Annotated in this window: 20 protein-coding genes; 6 read left to right on the top strand and 14 right to left on the bottom strand. The window is 65.5% G+C overall.

Translation table 11 applies throughout. From position 1 onward, the window contains the following. Positions 1–7 precede the first annotated feature (7 nt). The 5 genes from GTK09_RS10490 to iolB all read left to right on the top strand — a co-directional run bounded on the left by GTK09_RS10490 (position 8) and on the right by iolB (position 6,588). Positions 8–766, top strand: coding sequence for an ATP-binding cassette domain-containing protein (locus GTK09_RS10490; protein ID WP_203560979.1), 759 nt, complete (start codon positions 8–10; stop codon positions 764–766). Further along, positions 766–2,691, top strand: a complete 1,926-nt coding sequence (locus tag GTK09_RS10495; RefSeq protein WP_163463112.1) for a bifunctional 5-dehydro-2-deoxygluconokinase/5-dehydro-2-deoxyphosphogluconate aldolase — start codon at positions 766–768, stop codon at positions 2,689–2,691. The genes GTK09_RS10490 and GTK09_RS10495 overlap by 1 nt, the downstream gene beginning before the upstream one ends. Continuing rightward, positions 2,688–4,514, top strand: a complete 1,827-nt coding sequence (gene iolD / locus GTK09_RS10500) for a 3D-(3,5/4)-trihydroxycyclohexane-1,2-dione acylhydrolase (decyclizing) (protein ID WP_163463113.1) — start codon at positions 2,688–2,690, stop codon at positions 4,512–4,514. The genes GTK09_RS10495 and iolD overlap by 4 nt, the downstream gene beginning before the upstream one ends. A gap of 249 nt (positions 4,515–4,763) precedes the next feature. Then, on the top strand, positions 4,764–5,672 hold the full coding sequence (gene iolE / locus GTK09_RS10505; protein ID WP_163463114.1) for a myo-inosose-2 dehydratase: 909 nt from the start codon (positions 4,764–4,766) through the stop codon (positions 5,670–5,672). A gap of 91 nt (positions 5,673–5,763) precedes the next feature. Continuing rightward, positions 5,764–6,588: a 5-deoxy-glucuronate isomerase gene (gene iolB, locus GTK09_RS10510; protein ID WP_163463115.1), complete on the top strand. Its 825-nt coding sequence runs from the start codon at positions 5,764–5,766 to the stop codon at positions 6,586–6,588. A gap of 204 nt (positions 6,589–6,792) precedes the next feature. On the opposite strand, the gene GTK09_RS10515 is transcribed toward iolB, so the two are convergent. Further along, a complete protein-coding gene (locus tag GTK09_RS10515) occupies positions 6,793–7,278 on the bottom strand; it encodes a hypothetical protein (RefSeq protein ID WP_163463116.1) in 486 nt (161 codons plus the stop codon). 179 nt (positions 7,279–7,457) lie between these two features. Between GTK09_RS10515 and GTK09_RS10520 the strand changes: the two genes are divergently transcribed. Next, the gene (locus GTK09_RS10520) at positions 7,458–7,802 is read left to right on the top strand and encodes a PilZ domain-containing protein (RefSeq protein ID WP_163463117.1); all 345 of its coding nucleotides are present in this window, start codon (positions 7,458–7,460) and stop codon (positions 7,800–7,802) included. 149 nt (positions 7,803–7,951) lie between these two features. Here GTK09_RS10520 and GTK09_RS10525 read toward each other — a convergent pair whose 3' ends face one another. The 13 genes from GTK09_RS10525 to flgK all read right to left on the bottom strand — a co-directional run bounded on the left by GTK09_RS10525 (position 7,952) and on the right by flgK (position 17,360). Further along, positions 7,952–8,470: a hypothetical protein gene (locus GTK09_RS10525; protein ID WP_163463118.1), complete on the bottom strand. Its 519-nt coding sequence runs from the start codon at positions 8,468–8,470 to the stop codon at positions 7,952–7,954. Between the two features lie 4 nt (positions 8,471–8,474). Next, positions 8,475–8,822 (bottom strand): hypothetical protein, encoded by a 348-nt coding sequence (locus GTK09_RS10530; protein ID WP_163463119.1) that lies wholly within the window; start codon positions 8,820–8,822, stop codon positions 8,475–8,477. Positions 8,823–8,918: 96 nt separating this feature from the next. After that, positions 8,919–9,449, bottom strand: a complete 531-nt coding sequence (locus GTK09_RS10535) for a rod-binding protein (protein ID WP_163463120.1) — start codon at positions 9,447–9,449, stop codon at positions 8,919–8,921. Positions 9,450–9,508: 59 nt separating this feature from the next. Continuing rightward, positions 9,509–9,913: a hypothetical protein gene (locus GTK09_RS10540; RefSeq protein WP_163463121.1), complete on the bottom strand. Its 405-nt coding sequence runs from the start codon at positions 9,911–9,913 to the stop codon at positions 9,509–9,511. Further along, positions 9,910–10,665: a flagellar biosynthetic protein FliR gene (locus tag GTK09_RS10545; RefSeq protein WP_163463122.1), complete on the bottom strand. Its 756-nt coding sequence runs from the start codon at positions 10,663–10,665 to the stop codon at positions 9,910–9,912. Before GTK09_RS10545 ends, GTK09_RS10540 begins: the two co-directional genes overlap by 4 nt. Continuing rightward, positions 10,662–12,773: a flagellar biosynthesis protein FlhA gene (flhA, locus tag GTK09_RS10550; protein ID WP_163463123.1), complete on the bottom strand. Its 2,112-nt coding sequence runs from the start codon at positions 12,771–12,773 to the stop codon at positions 10,662–10,664. Before flhA ends, GTK09_RS10545 begins: the two co-directional genes overlap by 4 nt. A gap of 188 nt (positions 12,774–12,961) precedes the next feature. Next, on the bottom strand, positions 12,962–13,234 hold the full coding sequence (fliQ, locus tag GTK09_RS10555; RefSeq protein WP_163463124.1) for a flagellar biosynthesis protein FliQ: 273 nt from the start codon (positions 13,232–13,234) through the stop codon (positions 12,962–12,964). Positions 13,235–13,236: 2 nt separating this feature from the next. Continuing rightward, complete coding sequence (flgD, locus tag GTK09_RS10560) at positions 13,237–13,635, bottom strand: flagellar hook assembly protein FlgD (protein WP_163463125.1); 399 nt, start codon at positions 13,633–13,635, stop codon at positions 13,237–13,239. A gap of 1 nt (position 13,636) precedes the next feature. Next, positions 13,637–14,092 carry a flagellar biosynthesis repressor FlbT gene (gene flbT / locus GTK09_RS10565; RefSeq protein ID WP_376767994.1) on the bottom strand — a complete coding sequence of 152 codons (456 nt, stop codon included), beginning with the start codon at positions 14,090–14,092 and terminating at the stop codon, positions 13,637–13,639. Continuing rightward, positions 14,092–14,439: a flagellar biosynthesis regulator FlaF gene (flaF, locus tag GTK09_RS10570; protein WP_163463126.1), complete on the bottom strand. Its 348-nt coding sequence runs from the start codon at positions 14,437–14,439 to the stop codon at positions 14,092–14,094. The genes flbT and flaF overlap by 1 nt, the downstream gene beginning before the upstream one ends. Positions 14,440–14,560: 121 nt before the next feature. Next, positions 14,561–14,737 carry a hypothetical protein gene (locus tag GTK09_RS10575; RefSeq protein WP_163463127.1) on the bottom strand — a complete coding sequence of 59 codons (177 nt, stop codon included), beginning with the start codon at positions 14,735–14,737 and terminating at the stop codon, positions 14,561–14,563. 74 nt (positions 14,738–14,811) lie between these two features. Further along, entirely contained in the window at positions 14,812–15,894 is a 1,083-nt protein-coding gene (locus tag GTK09_RS10580) for a flagellar hook-associated family protein (RefSeq protein WP_163463128.1), read from the bottom strand. 11 nt (positions 15,895–15,905) lie between these two features. After that, positions 15,906–17,360 carry a flagellar hook-associated protein FlgK gene (flgK, locus tag GTK09_RS10585; protein ID WP_163463129.1) on the bottom strand — a complete coding sequence of 485 codons (1,455 nt, stop codon included), beginning with the start codon at positions 17,358–17,360 and terminating at the stop codon, positions 15,906–15,908. Positions 17,361–17,389: the final 29 nt, after the last annotated feature.

The following is a 17,389-nucleotide window of genomic DNA, read 5'->3' on the forward strand; positions in this document are numbered from 1 at the left end:
CGTCCAGATGCGCGACATCGAAAAGCACTTCGGCAACATCATCGCGCTCGCCGGCGTCAGCTTCGACGTGCTGGCCGGCGAATGCCATTGCCTGCTCGGCGACAACGGCGCCGGCAAGTCGACCTTCATCAAGACCATGTCCGGCGTCCACAAGCCGACGAAGGGGGAGATCTTTCTGAACGGCAAGCCGATGGACTTCTCCAGCCCGCGCGACGCCATGGAGGCCGGCATCGCGACCGTCTTCCAGGATCTCGCGATGATCCCGCTGATGTCGGTGACCCGTAATTTCTTCATGGGACGGGAACCGACCAAGGGGAAATGGCTGTTCAAGCGCATGGACATCGACAAGGCGAATGCGGCGACGATGGAGGCGATGCGGGAGATGGGCATCAAGCTGCGCTCGCCCGACCAGGCCGTCGGCACCCTGTCTGGCGGCGAGCGCCAGACGGTCGCCATCGCCCGGGCCGTCTATTTCGGGGCGAAGGTTCTCATCCTCGACGAGCCGACCTCGGCCCTCGGCGTGCGCCAGACCTCCAACGTGCTCGCCACCATCGACCGGGTGCGCAAGCAGGGCGTCGGCGTCGTCTTCATCACCCACAACGTTCGCCATGCCATGGCGGTCGGCGACCGCTTCACCGTGCTCAACCGCGGCAAGACGCTGGGCACGGCCAGGCGCGGCGACATCACCGGCAACGAGCTGCAGGACCTGATGGCCGGCGGCCAGGAAATGGCGGCGCTGGAAGGCTCGCTCGGCGGGACGGTGTGATGGAGAAGGATCTCGACCTCATCACCATCGGCCGCTCCTCCGTCGATCTCTATGGCGGGCAGGTCGGCGGGCGGCTGGAGGACATGCGGTCCTTCGACAAATATGTCGGCGGCTCGCCCACCAACATGGCGACGGGCACCGCGCGGCTCGGCCTCAAATCGGCGCTGATCACCCGCGTCGGCGACGAACACATGGGCCGCTTCATGATCGAGGAGCTGCAGCGCGAGGGCGTCGATACGACCGGCGTCGTCACCGACAAGGACCGGCTGACCGCCCTCGTCATCCTCGGCATCCGGGGCGACAGCCAGTTTCCGCTGATCTTCTACCGCGAGAACTGCGCCGACATGGCGCTCTGCGAAGCCGACATCGACGAAGGCTTCATCGCCCGGGCTCGGGCCGTGGTCGCCACCGGCACCCATCTCAGCCATCCCCGAACCGAGGCCGCCGTGCTCAAGGCGCTGGATCTGGCCCGGAAGCACGGCGCCCGCACCGCCCTCGACATCGACTACCGCCCCAACCTCTGGGGCCTTGCCGGCCACGGCGCCGGCGAGGAGCGCTTCATCGCCTCGGAGAAGGTGACTGCCAAGCTGCAGTCGACGCTGCACCTGTTCGACCTCATCGTCGGCACGGAAGAGGAATTCCACATCGCGGGCGGCACAACGGACACGATCGCCGCCCTGAGGGCAGTGCGCGCCGTCTCCTCCGCCACCCTCGTCTGCAAGCGCGGCGCGGCGGGCGCGGTCGCCTTCACCGGCGCCGTCCCGGCAAGTCTCGACGACGGTGAGGCCGGGCCGGGCTTTCCCATCGAGGTGTTCAACGTTCTCGGCGCCGGCGACGGCTTCATGGCGGGGCTTCTGAAAGGCTGGCTCGACGGCGAGGCCTGGCCCCGCTCGCTGGAATACGCCAATGCCTGCGGCGCCTTCGCCGTCTCGCGCCATGGCTGCACGCCGGCCTATCCCTCGCTCGCCGAGCTCGAATTCTTCCTGAAGCGCGGGGTCGTCGACAAGGCGCTGCGCAAGGACGCCGAACTCGAACAGATCCACTGGTCGACCAACCGCAAGGGCGATTTTTCGACGATGCGGGTTTTCGCCTTCGACCACCGCATGCAGCTGGAGGACCTGCCCGGCGCCACACCGGACAAGATCGGCGCCTTCAAGCAGCTTTGCCTCGACGCCGTGCTCGAGGTGCAGAACGGGCGGCCCGGCTACGGCCTCCTCTGCGACGGGCGGCTGGGGCGCCAGGCGCTCTACCGGGCGGCAGGACGCGGCCTTTGGATCGGCCGTCCCGTCGAATGGCCGGGCTCGCGGCCTCTGATGTTCGAGCCCGAGATCGGCACCGATTGCGGCGGGCTGGCCGAATGGCCGGCCGAGCATGTGGTCAAATGCCTGTGCTTCTGCCATCCGGAAGACGCGCCGGAGATGTGGGCCGAGCAGGAGGCGAGCATCGCGCGGCTGTTCGATGCCTGCCGCCGCAACCGGCTGGAATTCCTGCTGGAGGTGATCCCGTCCAAGGCTGGCCCCGTCGACGACGACACGACGGCGGAAGTGATCCGCAGATTCTACGACCTCGGCATCTATCCCGACTGGTGGAAGCTGGAGCCGATGGCGAGCGAGACCGCGTGGGAGAACGCCTGTGCTGCCATCGCCGAGAATGATCCGCATGTCCGCGGCATCGTGATGCTCGGCCTGGATGCTTCGGAAGACGCGCTGAAGGAAAGCTTTGCGGCGGCTGCGCGTTTCGGCCTGGTGAAGGGGTTCGCCGTCGGCCGGACGATTTTCGGCGAGGCGGCGAGGGCCTATCTCGCAGGCACGCTGTCGGCGGACGACGCGACGGCGATGATGGCGGCGAAATACAGCCGGCTCTGTGCGCTCTGGGACGCGGCCCGCGCCGCCGGACAGGAGACGGACGAGGAGACGACGCGATGACGACGATCAGGCTGACCGCCGCCCAGGCGATGATGAAATACCTCGCCGTCCAGATGACCGAGGACGGCGAGCCCTTCCTCGCCGGCGTCTGGGCGATCTTCGGCCATGGCAACGTCGCCGGCATCGGCGAGGCGCTCTACGCCGAACGGGAGATGATCACCACCTTTCGCGGCCACAACGAACAGACGATGTGCCACGCCGCCATCGCCTATGCCAAGCAGAGCGGCCGGCGCCGGGCGATGGCCGTCACATCCTCGATCGGCCCCGGCGCGACCAACATGGTGACGGCGGCGGCGCTCGCCCATGTCAACCGCCTGCCGCTGCTCTTGATCCCCGGCGACGTCTTCGCCAATCGCGGGCCGGATCCCGTCCTCCAGCAGGTCGAGGATTTTTCCGACGGCACCATCTCGGTCAACGACTGCTTCAGGCCGGTGAGCCGTTATTTCGACCGCATCATGCGGCCGGAACAGCTTCTGACGGCCCTCCCCCGCGCCTTCCGCACCATGACCGATCCGGCCGAGTGCGGCCCGGTGTGCCTTGCCTTCTGCCAGGACGTGCAGGCCGAGGCCTATGACTTTCCGGAGAGCTTCTTCGAGCCGAAGGTCTGGCGCATCCGCCGCCCCTATCCGGACCCGGTCGAACTCGCCGCCGTGGTCAACCTCCTGAGGGCGGCGGAAAAGCCGGTGATCGTCGCCGGCGGCGGCGTCCATTTTTCCGGCGCGACGGACGCGCTGCAGGCCTTCGCCGAGACCCACCAGATCCCCGTGGTCGAAAGCCAGGCCGGCAAGTCGGCGCTCGCGTGGGATCATCCGATGAACCTCGGCCCAGTCGGCGTCACCGGCTCGTCCTCGGCCAACGTCACCTGCGCGGAGGCCGATCTCGTCCTCGGTGTCGGCACGCGCTTCCAGGACTTCACCACCGGTTCGTGGAACCTCTTCCGGAACCCCGCGCGAAAGCTCGTCTCGCTCAACGTCGCCGCCTATGACGCGATGAAGCACGGCGCCGAGCCTCTGTGCTGCGACGCGCAGGTCGGGCTCGAAATGCTCTCCGAGGCGCTCAACGAGACGCGTTTCGCCGGGCCGAGCCCGGCCCTGAAGGCCGACTGGTTCGCCGCCGTCGACCCGCTGACCGCTGCGCCCGAAGGCAACGAGCTGCCGACCGACCAGCAGGTGATCGGCGCGGTGCAGCGGGCGAGCGGGCCGGATACGGTTGTGATGTGCGCGGCGGGCACCATGCCGGGCGAACTCCACAAGCTGTGGAAGGCGCCCCGCCCCGGCGCCTATCACATGGAATACGGCTTTTCCTGCATGGGCTACGAGATCGCCGGCGCCATCGGCATCAAGATGGCCGAGCCGGATCGCGACGTCGTCTGCATGATCGGCGACGGCAGCTATATGATGGCCAATTCCGAACTCGCCACCGCCGTGATGCTTGGGCTGAAGATCACCCTCGTCCTCACCGACAATCGCGGCTTCGGCTGCATCAACCGGCTGCAGATGTCGGCCGGCGGCGAGGAGTTCAACAACCTCCTCGACCACACCGAACATGCGAACAGGTCGAATATCGACTTCGCCGCCCATGCCGCCTCGATGGGGGCCGCGGCCGTCCACGTCGCTTCGATCGCCGAGCTGGAAGCGGCGCTGGAACGCGCGAAGCAGGCGGCCGGGCCGTTCGTGGTGGTGATCGATACCGACCCGTATCCGTCGAGCGAGCCGGGCGGACACTGGTGGGACGTCGCGGTGCCGGAGGTTTCTTCGCGGGACGAGGTGATGGAGGCGCGGGCGGCTTACGAGGCGCAGCTGAAGATTCGCGCCGGGGGGTGAGGATGGATCGGTGCTATGCCTCGGCTGGCATGGAAAGGCCGCGCCCTTCGCGCCCCCCTCTGCCCTGCCGGGCATCTCCCCCTCGAGGGGGGAGATCACGCGGCTTGGCCTTCTCAGAACGATCGATCTCCCCCCTTGAGGGGGAGATCCGGCAGGCAGAGGGGGGTACGGCGCGGCGCATAAGACGACGCTATCCCATCCTCCGCATAACCCGACGCATTCCAACTCTCCCCCGACAGGACGCCCCCAATGATCCGCTTCGGCACCAACCCCATCGCCTGGTCCAACGACGACGACCAATCCCTCGGCGCCGACATTCCCCTCGAAACCTGCCTCTCCGAGGCCGGCGCAATCGGCTTCGACGGCATCGAGAACGGCCACAAGATGCCGTGGGATCCTGCCGCGCTGAAGGCCGCGCTGGAGCCCCACGGCCTCGCCTTCGTCTCCGCCTGGTATTCGCTGAACCTCCTCACCCAGACGGCCGAGGCGGAGATCGCGCTGATCCAGCCGCATCTCGACCGGCTGAAGGCGATGGGCTGCACGGTCTGCATCGCCTGCGAGACTTCCAATGCCATCCACGGCAACGATGCGGCGAGCCTTGCGGCCTCCCCCGTTCTGCCGAAGGAGCGCTGGGCCGAATTCGGCGCGAAGGTCGAGGCCGTCGCGAAGCACTGCGAGGCCGAGGGCGTGCCGCTGGTCTATCACCACCACATGGGAACGGTGGTCGAGACCCCCGCCGAGCTCGACCTGTTCATGGCCAACACCGGCCTGGCGACGCGGCTGCTCTTCGACGCCGGACACTTCTATTTCGGCGGCAACGGCGTCGATCCGGCGCCCTATCTCGCCAAGCATATCTCCCGCGTGTCGCATTTCCACGCCAAGAACGTCCGCCCCGAGGTGATGGCCGAGGTTCGGCGCGATGGCCTGTCATTCCTGGAGGGCGTCCGCCGCGGTGTGTTCACCGTGCCGGGCGACGAAGAGGGCGGCGTCGATTTCGGCTCGTGCCTGAAGATCCTCGCCGAGAACGGCTATTCCGGCTGGATCGTCATCGAGGCCGAACAGGACCCGGCGGTCAGAAATCCGATGAAGTATCAGTCGCTCGGCCTGAAGACGCTGAAGGCTCTGGCGAAAGAGGCCGGGCTTTCCGAAGCGTCCTGACCGAGCCGGGGAAGCGGCACCGAGCGGATAACCGGCATGGCGACCATGCGGCTCCTTCAGGAAGACGATCAATGACGAAAGGAGCGCCGCGATGAGCGATCTGTTGCGCAAGCCGGCCGGCACCACCGGCAAGGTCCACGCCATCACGCCGGACAACGCAAAGTCCCCGCTGTCGCCGGACTGGGCCTATGTCGGCTTCTCCCTCTACCGTCTCGCCCCCGGCGACACCGCCGGCGAGGCGACCGGCGACCGCGAGGCCATTCTCGTTCTTGTCGAAGGTAAGGCGAAGCTCTCGGCGAGCGGCGAAGACTTCGGCGAGATGGGCGAGCGGATGGACGTCTTCGAGAAGACGCCGCCCCACTGCCTCTACGTGCCGAACGCCAGCGAATGGTCCGCCACCGCGACGACGGCCTGCACATTGGCCGTCTGCACCGCGCCGGGCTCCGGCGGCCATAAGGCGGCACGGATCGGCCCGGATGGGATCTCGCTCGCCGACCGGGGCAAGGGAACCAATCTGCGCCACATCAACGCCATCGCCATGGAGGAACGCGACGTCGCCGACTCCCTCCTCGTCACGGAGGTGTTCACCCCCGCCGGCCACTGGTCGTCCTATCCGCCCCACCGGCACGACGAGAACGCCTTCCCGGACATGACCTATCTGGAAGAGACCTATTACCACCGGCTGAACCCGGCGCAGGGTTACGGACACCAGCGGGTGTTCACCGAGGACGGCACGCTCGACGAGACCCTCAGCGTCTCCAACCACGACGTGGTGCTGGTGCCGAAGGGGCATCACCCCTGCGCCGCGCCATACGGCTACGAGATGTATTATCTCAACGTCATGGCCGGCCCCTTGCGCAAATGGCGCTTCAAGAACCATCCCGACCACGACTGGATCGCCAGACGGGACGCCTGACTTTTTCGAAGTCGACGGCGCCCCCTCCGCTCGACGGAAACCGGATCGGGAAGCGACCGCCATCCGCTCCGGTCCGCCGGGCCAAAATCAAACCGGCCTGCGCGTGAAGGCATCGCTCGATGGGAAAGCCGGTTGGGCCGAGCGGCGCTTGAGCCTCTTTTGAGCGTGGAGCGACCGACAGGCCGCTCCATTCGCTCCGACGTATTACTGCGGCACGCCCTTCAATGTCGCATTTTCCGCCTTGACGGTGCCTCCGTCCTTGCTTGCTTCGATGGCAAGGATCCTGCCGAGGCCGGGCACCGTCGAGCCCACTCCGACGTGCCAGAGCTCACCCGGCGAGGCGAGATGCGCCTCGTCGCCGAAGACCATCACGATCGAGAAATCCTGCGGCTTCAACGTCCACGGCCGAACTTGCACCGGCACCGGCAAGGCCGCGACGTTCGAAGCTTCTCCGTCATCCTCCGGCTTCGACGTCGAGCCGACGGCGATCGGATCGATTTCGACTTTCGCCATCCGCTCCATCAAAAGCCGGTCGAAATAGCCCGGATACATGTAGGAGATCGCCGTCACCGCCGAAAAGAAGCCCGTCGACAGGACGAAGAGGCACAGCGACAGCGCCTTGACGACCCGGTCGGACTGATTGGCGGCCTTCAGCTTTTGGGCAGCCGAAACGGACGCGCTTTGACTCATGATGACGACCTCGATGGGTGGGGACAGGGCGAAGCGGCATCATGCGGCCTCGACGTCTCCAAACATCGCAGGCCCGGGTTAATCTTTTCTCGATGGGTTCGGACGAAGGCCGCAAGTCAACGAGGCTGATCTTGTCGCGGTTCAGGGTTTGTTGAAGAGATCGCGCCTAAGGTGTCCCCATGCAGGGGCTTTGCGACCGACAACCCGGTGAGGACGGCCGCCTCGAGGCGCGGCGGCGCACGAGGCTGCGGCCGGTGAAGCTTGCGGGCCTGTCCCGCAGGTTCCTGGACGATGGCATGCTCTACGACCGTTCGAGGAGCGGCGCGCGCATCCGCCGTGGTTCCGACCGGCCTCTCCCGCCGCGCTTCTTCGTCCTCGACGAAGTCGAGATGCGGCTGTCGCCGGTGGTGATCGTCTGGCAGGCGGGCCGCGAGATCGGCGTGCGTTTCGTCGGCGGCGAGATCCAGCCGACGCGGGCCGAGATCCGCCGGCTCACCGGGCGCTACTACGCCTTGCCGGATTGACATCGTCGGACGTCGACGTCGACGCCTCCGCCGGCCGAACCGATGCACAGGTGCTCGGCAATCGCTGCGGTGCCGGCGCCGCCTCCGAGCCGAGGGGGTCGCCTCACATCAACGAGCCGAGGGGCTGACGCGTTCGATCGTTGAGTACATCAGTGGCCGACGCTGCCGATCTTGACGGTCTCGCCGGTGGACTTGCCGCCTCCGGCATTGCCGCTGCGCGCATCCTTCTTGGCGATGTAGTCGAACTGTTCGACGAGAAGCTCGTGCAACAGTTCCATGCCGAAGCGGGCGTTGACCGCGTCGCGGATCGAGGTCGTCAGTTCCGTCAGGTCGAACTTCTCGGGACGGTCGAAATCGAAGTTTTCGGTCGAATAGAGCCGGCGGAAGACCTCATCGAGGATGAACGGGTCCGGCGGCACCTTCAGCGTGTTCCCGACGTTTCCGTCGATCGTGTAGACGAAGCGGGCGAGGATGTAGCCCTTGATCGTCTCGTTCGAGATCATCGGGATGGTGACGCTCTCGGTCGAGCGATAGTCGAGCCCGTCGAAATAGGTCGGATCCTTTTGCGCTTCGGCCTGCGGTGCGGGGGCGAAGACCGATGCCATCACGTAGCTCGATCCGAGCGCGACGATGGCCGCCCAGACGCCGATGCCGATGAGCTTGATCACCGGATCAGCCCCGGCGAACGACGGCGGTGGTGTAGGTGCCGTCGGAATCGGCCGCCGCGATGGTCGCCGCGATCACGCCGCCGATCTCGTGGCTTGCCTTGACGTGCAGGCCGAGGATCCGCTGATTTTCCTGCAGCGCCTTCTGCAAGAGCCGCAGCCGATCTTCGATCCGGCCGTCCCGCTCGTTCTGCCCTGCGAGCGCGCGCGACAGCCGGCTGAGCTCGAGCAGGCAATGGTTCTTGCGGGTGGTGAGTTCGGCGAGCGGTTCGCTGGTCTTGCCGCGAAGCGTGTCGATTTCCAGGGAAAGGATCGATTCCAGCCGATCCGCCGCCTTTTCGATTGCCTGATACATCCGAACCATCCTTGTTTGTCGTTATGCCGCCACTCGCATCGAGCGGCTTGGTCGATCATTCGCTTGCGGCAGTGCCGGACGGCGAGGATCCGCCGTTCAGCCGCCTTGCCGCGCGCTGCGATGCGTCGCCGCGAGCGCGGCGCCGTCCTCCGCCCGAAGCCTTGCCATGCTGTCGCCCGCTGCTGCGCTCGCGCGGCCGTCCACCGGCGCGCCGCCCTTCTTGGCGATCGTGTCGGCGATGCCGATGCCGCCGCCCTTGGCCATCTCGTTGCCGATCTCCTCGGCCAGCATCGAGCGCCAGATGTCGCCGGCGGTTCCCTTGCCGAAGAATTCCGACTCGCCGCTCGGCAGCATGGATTCGACGAAACTCCTGAGGACGAAGCCTTCGAACTGCTCGAGCGGCGGCACTTCGCGCGCCTCGTGCTTGACCAGCGGACGGATCGTCGGCACCTCCGCCGCCGCGCTCGCCTTGGTCGGCCCTTGCGCGTCGCCTGCTGTCGCCAAGGCTGCCGCGAAGCTCTCTGCGGCAGCCGGCGTCCCGGCCGAGCGCACGGTGCGACCGACGGCCTCGGCCTTCGTCGCCGCAAGGGCGGCAGGCTTGATCGAGAAGTCGTTGGAGATGGTCATGGACGCATGCCGTGCCGCTTCGGTTGCCGGGTCGTTGTCCCCGTTCTATTGCGCCCGGCTTATTCGAAGCTTGTTGTACGGGCGAGGAAGGCGTCGATGCTGGCGTCGCGCTGTATCGCCTCGGCCTCGGCATCGGCGAGGCGTCCGGTGCGGTTTCTCACCTTCTCGAGGCTCTTTTCGACCCGCCGGACCTGCCGCAGGCGTTCTTCGGCCATGCTTTCGGCCTCGGTCAGCTTCGTGCGCTCCGCCTCGTTGCGCCGAAGGTTGCGGACCTTGGCACCGACGAACAACCCGTGCAGGGCATTGTCGACGCCGAGGCTGGCAAGGATTTCGGCATCGGACTTTTCCAGGTTGAGGCGCTGCTCGCGCAGCTGGCCGAGGCGCCATTCCTCCAGGAGACGCTTCTGCGCCTGGACCTTGAGGATACGGTTCAGCCGTTTGACCCGGTCGGAGGTCTCGCTCATCCGTTGAGCACCCAGTTCTGGAATTCCTGCATGAAGATCGTCATGAAGTCCCCGATCGTATAGCCGAAGAGCACCACCCCGCCGGCCAGGACGAAAGGCAGCGAGATGAAGTAGATCGGGATCGCCGGCGTCAGCTTGTTGGCAAGGCCGATGGCGAAATTGACGATGACGGCGTAGAGGATGAACGGGCTGGAGAGCCGGAGGCAGAGGAGGAAGGCCTCCGACAGGTTGTCGGTGATGGCGATCAGGCTCGCCTGGGCGGTGAAGCCGATCGCGGGAACGATCGCCGAGTAGGAGGCGACGAGCGCCCGGGCGATCTCGGCGTGAAGGTTGAGCACGAAGATCAGCGTCGTCGCCGTCATGGTGATCAACGTCGTCAGGGCGGCGGAGCTTTCGTTGTCCTCGATCGACGGACCGAGCGCCTGGCCCATGCCGATCAGGTTGGCGACGAGGTGGCCGGCAAAGCTCAGGGCGAGCATGAAGATGCGGCCGAGCATGCCGATCACGAATCCGACCAGCGACTCGGAGAAGATCAGCCGCAGACGCTGCGCGTCGTCGCCGGCCACGACCAGCGGCTGGACGATGGGAAGCAGCCCCGGGGCGAGCGCCAGCGCCACGGCGAAGGACAGGAACAGCCGGACCTGGACCGGGATGCGCGCCGAGGACACTCCCGGCATCACCATGAGGCACGTTCCGATCCTGCAGAAGATCAGGAACAGCGACAGGGCGACGTCGGGAAGCGCGCCGATCACGAAATCGAACCGATGGGGCGGATGTCGACACCGCGGGCAATCTCGACATGGCTGAGGACCGGCAGGGTGACGAAGATCCGCTCGATCATCATCCGGACGTAGGGCCGCGCATCGGGCGCCGAGACGAGCACGAAGGATTCGCCCTGATCCATCTTGGCCCGGATCGCCTTGGTCGCCTCGCCGGCGAACTGTTCGACCAGACGCGGGTCGATGTCGAACTCGACGACGTCGCCCTTGGCGTCGCGCTTCAGCGCCTGGTGGAAGGCGAGATCCCACTGGTTGCCGAGTCTGAGCACCGAGAGCTTGCCGTTGTGCAGGAGATCGCCGCAGATCTGCTGGGCCATGCGCATTCTGACATGCTCGACGATCTGCTCGGACCGTCGCACATGCGGCGCGATCTCGGCGATGGCTTCGAGAATGAGGTTGAGATTGCGGATCGAGACACGCTCGGCGAGCAGCAGCTTCAGCGCCGCCTGCAGGCCCGAATAGGACATGTGGGTCGGAATGATCTCGTCGATCAGCCGCTTGTACTCGCTGTCGAGCCGGTCGAGCAGCACCCGCATGTCCTTGTAGGAAAGCAGCTGCGCAAGGTTGTTGCGGATGACCTCGGACAGATGGGTGAGGACGATCGAGAGCGTGTCGATCGGCTCGAAACCCTGGCGCTTCAATTCCCCGGTGAAACTCTCCGAGACCCATGCGGCGCGCATGCCGAAGGCCGGTTCCTTGGTGATGTCATGCGGGATGTCCGGGCCAGGCGCGTCGCCGAGAACGATCATCATTTCGCCGAGACGCAGCGGTTGCGAAGCGACGGTCGTGCCGTGAATCTTGATCTGGTAGGATTTCGGATCGATCGTCAGGTCGTCCGACAGCTTGATTTCCGGGACGACGAAGCCGTAGCGGGCGGCGAAGCGCTTGCGCATCTTCTGGACCCGGCGTGCCATCTCCTCGCGCTTGGCCAACATGTGGGCCGAGGTCTGCTTGCCGAGCACCAGCTCGATCTCGACCATCTTGAGCGACTCCTTGACGGAGTCCTTCTCCGCATCGGCGCTGAGCTTGTCCTGGGCGGCCTTCTCCGCGACGACGGCCGCCTCTTCTTCGCGGCGCTGCTTCGGAACGGTCCAGGCGACGAAGGCCATGGCCGCGGCTGTGGCGATGAAGGGAAGGAAGGGCAGGCCCGGGAGCAGCGCAAGGAGGGCCATGAGCGCCGCAGCGACCATCAGGGCGCGGGGATAATGCCCGAGCTGGTTGAGGACGGCCGTCTGCGCGGCACCGCGGGTTCCGCCCTTCGAGACGAGAAGGCCGGCGGCCAGAGAGACGATCAGCGCCGGGATCTGCGAGACGAGGCCGTCGCCGACCGACAGCTTGGTGAAGACGTCGGCCGCCGCGCCCACGTCCATGCCGTAACGGGTCACGCCGATGACGATACCGCCGAAGATGTTGACGGCGGTGATGATCAGCCCGGCGATCGCGTCGCCGCGGACGAATTTCGAGGCGCCATCCATCGAACCGAAGAACGAGCTCTCCTCCTCCAGCTCCTTGCGGCGGCGCTGGGATTCCTTCTCGTCGATGAGACCCGCCGAAAGATCGGCGTCGATCGCCATCTGCTTGCCGGGGATGGCGTCGAGGGTGAACCTGGCGCCGACCTCGGCGATACGCGTCGCGCCCTTGGTGATGACGAGGAAGTTGACGATGATCAGGATGAGGAAGACGATGATGCCGATGAAGAAGTCGCCGCCCATGACGAACTGCGAGAAGCCGCCGATGACGTGACCGGCGGCGTTCACGCCCTCGTGGCCCTGCGACAGGATCACCCGCGTCGTCGCGATGTTGAGCGACAGGCGCAGCATCGTCGCCAGGAGGAGGACGGTTGGAAAGGCGGAGAATTCCAGCGGCTTCTGGATCCACAGCGCGACCATGAGGATCAGGATCGAAAGGGCGATCGAGAAGGCCAGGCCGATGTCGATGAGGATCGCCGGAATCGGCACGAACAGGATGGTCAGGACCGTCACCACCGCGATCGCAAAGCCGATCTCGCGGTTGCCGGACCTCCTGTCGTCCCTTGCTTTCTGAGCGCTGGAAATACCGGGCTTCAGAATGTCGACGGCCATGAACCAACCTCATCTGCGGTCTTCGGCGACGGACGCGTCGGGCCGTACGCCGGACTTGGTCGTCGCAGATCAAGGTTGCTTCAGGCTGATTTGGTCTGGCCGCGCGCCGGCCAAAGAAAAGGCCCGCCGGATCGGGTCCGACGGGCCATGAAATTTGCGGTCAGGCAGGTCTCGGGGTCTGCGGAAGGTCAGCGATCGAAGCCGGACTCGATTCGCGAATAGGATTCCTGGGTAAAGGCGTAGACCTGCGCCCCGGTGAAGGACGCCGTCAGCGCGATGACGACGAAGATCGCGAGGATCTTCGGCACGAAGGTGAGGGTCACCTCCTGGATCTGGGTGAGCGCCTGAAACAGCGCGATGACCACGCCGACGACCATGGCTGCGGCGACCGCCGGTCCACAGCCTGCGACGATCGTCCAGACGGCCGATTGGACGATCTCGATGGCTTCCGCTTCGTTCATGGCTACTCGACCTTCGTGCCCGACTGGAGCAGGACGGTAGCACCGCTCGCGGTCACAGCTTCGATACCGGAACGGCTGGCCCGGACCGCCGCGACGATACCGGTGGTCGAGCCGTCGGCGGAGGTGATCTTCCGGCCGATCAGCGAATCCGCCTGGGTCAGCGCCGAAACCGCCATCATCGAATCCAGCTTCGTATTCGTGTGGATCTGCTGTTCGACCGAGGAGAAGTTGGCGAGCTGGCCCATGTACTCGGCGGAGTCGGTCGGATTGAGCGGGTCCTGGTTCGACATCTGCGCGACGAGAAGCTTCAGGAACGCGTCGTAGTCGAGCGACGCGGTCTTGGCCGCGGTGCTGCTCGACTGCGACGTCGAAGCAGCGGAAGAGACGGCGTCGACGCTCATCTCAGGCTCCCGCGGCGAGGCGTAGCGGCGGTTCGAACTTCGCCACCGTGCTGCCGGCGTCCGAGAACTCGCCGAGGATCTGATCCTCGAGCGGGATCATCGAGCGGACGCGCTTCAGCGCTTCGAAGTTCCGGCCGCGGCCGATCAGATCCTCGACCTCGAGCAGACCGTCGATGATGTCGCGGTTGCTGTAGGTCTTCAGCATCGCCGGATGGGCCTTGCCGAAGAGCACCATGGCCGCTTCCGAACTGTTGGGATCCATCAGCATCATCTGGACGATGAAGTAGAGCTGCCGCATCGGCGTCTTCGCCTGCTCGGCCTGCATGACGTGGCTCTCCAGAAGGAAGGTCACGTCGTTGAGGAATTCCAGGGTCGTCTTCCGATCGACCTTGAGGACGGCGCCGTTGACGAAGATTCGCTCGCCGGCCCGCAGAGAAATGCGCAGGATTGCCATGATCAATTCAGTCCGTTGCGGATCAGAGTGGTGATTTCGATGATGCCTTGGAAATTGCTCGACCGACCGAGACGGATCGCTTCGGCCTCCCGCATGATCCACAGTCCGATCGAGATGAGTTCGGCGCGGAGGTTTTCGGGCAGGCCGTTTTCGGCGCTGGAGAGGTCCTCGACGAGGATCGCCCAGAGACTTCTGGTCATGTAGATCGCCTCGATCGCATCTCGGGATCGCGGCCCGTTCTTCTCTGCGCGCTTCAACAGGTCGATCGAATGGTCGAGCGCCTGGCGTTCGCGTTCGCGTGCGTTGATCTCGACATCCTCGGAGATTTCCGCATAGGAGAACTGGTACATTCCTACCCCTTGATCCTACCCGTTGAACGGCCGGCAGCCGACGTTCGGGCTTGGTGAACTCAATGATTGTTTGCGCTGGGCCGCCTCGGCGCCCCAACTCGATCGTCGGTCTTCGCCCCGCTCAATAGAGCGCGCCGGCGAAAATCCTGGCATCGCCGGGCCGGGCGACGGCGCGGCTGATGGCCGAGGAGCCCATGTCGCGGCCGGCTCGCCGCTCCGGCCCATGGCCGCCGCGAAGCCGGTCCTGGCCGACGGAATCGAACGTCGCGCCGATCCGGGCCGAAACGACTGGCGGCAAGCGTGGCTTTCGCCCGTCCGCCCCGTCTCTCGTGTGCGGTGCTGATCCTGCAGTCGCCATCGGTGCACCCAAGCTCAGAGATAGTTCAACAGGCTCAGTCGCGAGATACGCGCCGTCAGTGCGTAGGACGTCTCGAGCAGCGTCTGCAGACCGGTCACCCGGGTACTGGCCTCGTACTGGTCGACCTCCTCGAGATCGGAGATGGAGATGGTCAACACGTTCTTGCGGGCGGCCAACGTCTCGTCGGCGATGTCGAGCCGCGACTGGCTTCCGCCGATCTCGGCCCGCAACTCCGTGAGCTGGTTGAGTCCCTTGGAGAGAGTTTCGATGGCGCGGCTTGTGAGAAGCTGGCGCGCGCTCTCGTTCATGTTGGCGTTGCCGAGGTCGGACAGCATGACGTAAGCCTTGGCGATGTTCCGGAAGGCCTCTTCGTCGGACGAATAGGACGTCTTGATCGACTCGCTGTCGCTGATCCGGTTCACCGTCGTGCCGTCGCCGGAATTCGACCAGTTGTCCTTCCAGCCGCCGCCCGGCGCCGTCGAGAACAGGTCATCGAACGCACCGTCGAGGAAGGCCTCGAGATCGCTCTCGCTGATGTCGGCGACGGCCGCATCGTCCTGGCTGAACCCGAATACGGCGGTGAAGGCGTCAGCCGTGGCGGTCTGAGCCTGCGAGCCCTCGAAATAGGTGTCGGCGGTGCCGCCGCCTGCCGTCGGAAAGCTGATCGAGGGCTGATCCGTCGCGGTGCCGGAGAACAGGAAGCGCGCGCCAGAGGAGCTGTTGAGAGCGCCGACGAACTGCTGCAGGCTCGCCCTCGCCTGATCGATGTTGGCGGTCGTGCCTGGATCGCCGGAGCCGTTGGCGATCAGCGAGGAAAGCAGGGAGTCCCCGGTGGCCGCAAGCGAATCCATGGCGTTCTGCATGATCGAGAAGCGCTGGGAGATGATGGCGTTGGTATCGAGCTGCCGAGCGACGCTCTCGGTTTCCGAGCGCAGCGAAATCGACTGGCTGGTCCGCAATCCGAGCGTCAGGCCGACATCCGCGAGCCGGCCGGTCGTCGCCTGCTTCTGCATGATCGTCAGCTCCTGCTGAATCTTCGACACGGCGTTGCGCGGCGAAGACAGGAGCGAATAGTTCGACACGAGAAAGTTTGTCATGGCGCGGCTTCTCAGGCGATCTGGAGGATGGAGTCGATCATTTCGCCGATCGTCGAGATCAGCTTGCTCGACGCCTGATAGGAGCGCTCGAGGTCGAGAAGATGGGCCATCTCCTCGTCGAGGTTGATTCCGGTCAGGTCCGAGAGCGATTCCTGGGCGCGCGACAACACGGTCGACTGGTAGTCGACATTGTCGTTGGCTGCCGATCGCTTGTCCTCGAGCCAGCTGATTGCGGAGGCTATGTAGTCGCCGATCGTCCCGGACGTGCCCGCCCCGAGGGAACCATCGAAGCTGCGTTGCCCGGAGAGGTTGGCGATGAGATCGTTCAGCCGGCCGCTGAAGCCGGCGTTGTCGCCGGTGTTGTAGTCGATGCTCTGGCCGGAGATGTTGCCGTCCCGCAGAAGCGTGGGATCGGCGACGACGTTCGCGGAGACGCTGATGCGTCCGGCAAAGCCGGCCTTCGAGGTGACGGACGCCAGATCGACCGAGGAACCGTTGGCCGTGATCGCGAACAGCCCGGACCAGGTCGTCGGCGGGCCGCCCGCGTCGGTTTCGGAGAAGGCCTCCACCAGCGAAGCGGCGATCTCGTCGAACTGCCCTTGCAAGGTGACGGCCGTCTCGTCGCGGAAGGCCAAAAGGCCATAGACGCTGCCGGACTTGATCGGCATGCCCGCCGAAGTGCCGCTGACGCTGACGCCGTCGATCTTGAAGCTGCCGCCGACGACGGTGGCGTCATAGGCCGATTTCGGCGCGAACTCGACCTGCCTGGCGGTGGTCTCGAACAGGGTGATGCCGGAATCGGTATGCAGCGTCATGTCGTTGCCGGTGCGAACCTGGACGTTCAGCCCCAGATAGCCGGAAAGCTCCGTGACGATCTGGTCGCGCTGGTCGATCTCGTCGGTGATGTCGTGACCGGCCGTGGTTCCGACCATGATCTTGTTGTTCAGCTTCTCGAACTTCTCGAGCAGGCTGTTCATCTTGTTCGCCGTGTCGGCGAGTTGCCGGTCGGCATCGGTCCGCGCCGTCTGGATCGCCCCGGTCGCGGCATTCAGGCTGGTGGCGAGATCCGAGGCCGCGCTGACGGCGGCACGCGCCGTCTGCGTGTCTTCGGGGGTCACCGCATATTGCGACAGGGCTGCCTCGAGCTCGGCCAGACGAGCCGCCGGCGACGTGATCGAATCGGTGTCGCCGATGACGTTTCTGATCGAGTTGAGCGCCCCGTAGGTCACGTCGGCCGCAGCCAGGGAGGCGTTGGCGCTGGTCATCGAGCTGAACAGCGCCTGATTGCTCGACTGCGAGATCGAGCCGATCGACACGCCGCCGTAGATCAACGAGGTCTGGTTGGCGAACTTGCGTGTCGCAGCCGGATTTTCCGCATTGGCAACGTTGCGGGACACCAGAGCCGATTGCTGCGACACGGTGGCAAGCGACGATCGCGCGCTCGAGAAGGCGGAAAGAAGAGACATCTCGTTTTAGTCCCGTGGCAAAAGCCGCC

The organism is Jiella pacifica (genome assembly GCF_010500815.1).
GTDB lineage: Bacteria > Pseudomonadota > Alphaproteobacteria > Rhizobiales > Rhizobiaceae > Jiella > Jiella pacifica.

Excerpts from the sequence above, each read along its gene's own strand:
- iolE (WP_163463114.1), top strand. The coding sequence starts at position 4,764 with ATGATCCGCTTCGGCACCAACCCCATCGCCTGGTCCAACGACGACGAC.
- flgK (WP_163463129.1), bottom strand. The coding sequence starts at position 17,360 with ATGTCTCTTCTTTCCGCCTTCTCGAGCGCGCGATCGTCGCTTGCCACC.
- fliQ (WP_163463124.1), bottom strand. The coding sequence starts at position 13,234 with ATGAACGAAGCGGAAGCCATCGAGATCGTCCAATCGGCCGTCTGGACG.
- flgD (WP_163463125.1), bottom strand. The coding sequence starts at position 13,635 with ATGAGCGTCGACGCCGTCTCTTCCGCTGCTTCGACGTCGCAGTCGAGC.
- iolD (WP_163463113.1), top strand. The coding sequence starts at position 2,688 with ATGACGACGATCAGGCTGACCGCCGCCCAGGCGATGATGAAATACCTC.
- iolB (WP_163463115.1), top strand. The coding sequence starts at position 5,764 with ATGAGCGATCTGTTGCGCAAGCCGGCCGGCACCACCGGCAAGGTCCAC.
- GTK09_RS10515 (WP_163463116.1), bottom strand. The coding sequence starts at position 7,278 with ATGAGTCAAAGCGCGTCCGTTTCGGCTGCCCAAAAGCTGAAGGCCGCC.
- GTK09_RS10520 (WP_163463117.1), top strand. The coding sequence starts at position 7,458 with ATGCAGGGGCTTTGCGACCGACAACCCGGTGAGGACGGCCGCCTCGAG.
- GTK09_RS10530 (WP_163463119.1), bottom strand. The coding sequence starts at position 8,822 with ATGTATCAGGCAATCGAAAAGGCGGCGGATCGGCTGGAATCGATCCTT.
- flhA (WP_163463123.1), bottom strand. The coding sequence starts at position 12,773 with ATGGCCGTCGACATTCTGAAGCCCGGTATTTCCAGCGCTCAGAAAGCA.
- GTK09_RS10535 (WP_163463120.1), bottom strand. The coding sequence starts at position 9,449 with ATGACCATCTCCAACGACTTCTCGATCAAGCCTGCCGCCCTTGCGGCG.
- GTK09_RS10540 (WP_163463121.1), bottom strand. The coding sequence starts at position 9,913 with ATGAGCGAGACCTCCGACCGGGTCAAACGGCTGAACCGTATCCTCAAG.
- GTK09_RS10580 (WP_163463128.1), bottom strand. The coding sequence starts at position 15,894 with ATGACAAACTTTCTCGTGTCGAACTATTCGCTCCTGTCTTCGCCGCGC.
- GTK09_RS10495 (WP_163463112.1), top strand. The coding sequence starts at position 766 with ATGGAGAAGGATCTCGACCTCATCACCATCGGCCGCTCCTCCGTCGAT.
- flaF (WP_163463126.1), bottom strand. The coding sequence starts at position 14,439 with ATGTACCAGTTCTCCTATGCGGAAATCTCCGAGGATGTCGAGATCAAC.
- GTK09_RS10490 (WP_203560979.1), top strand. The coding sequence starts at position 8 with ATGCGCGACATCGAAAAGCACTTCGGCAACATCATCGCGCTCGCCGGC.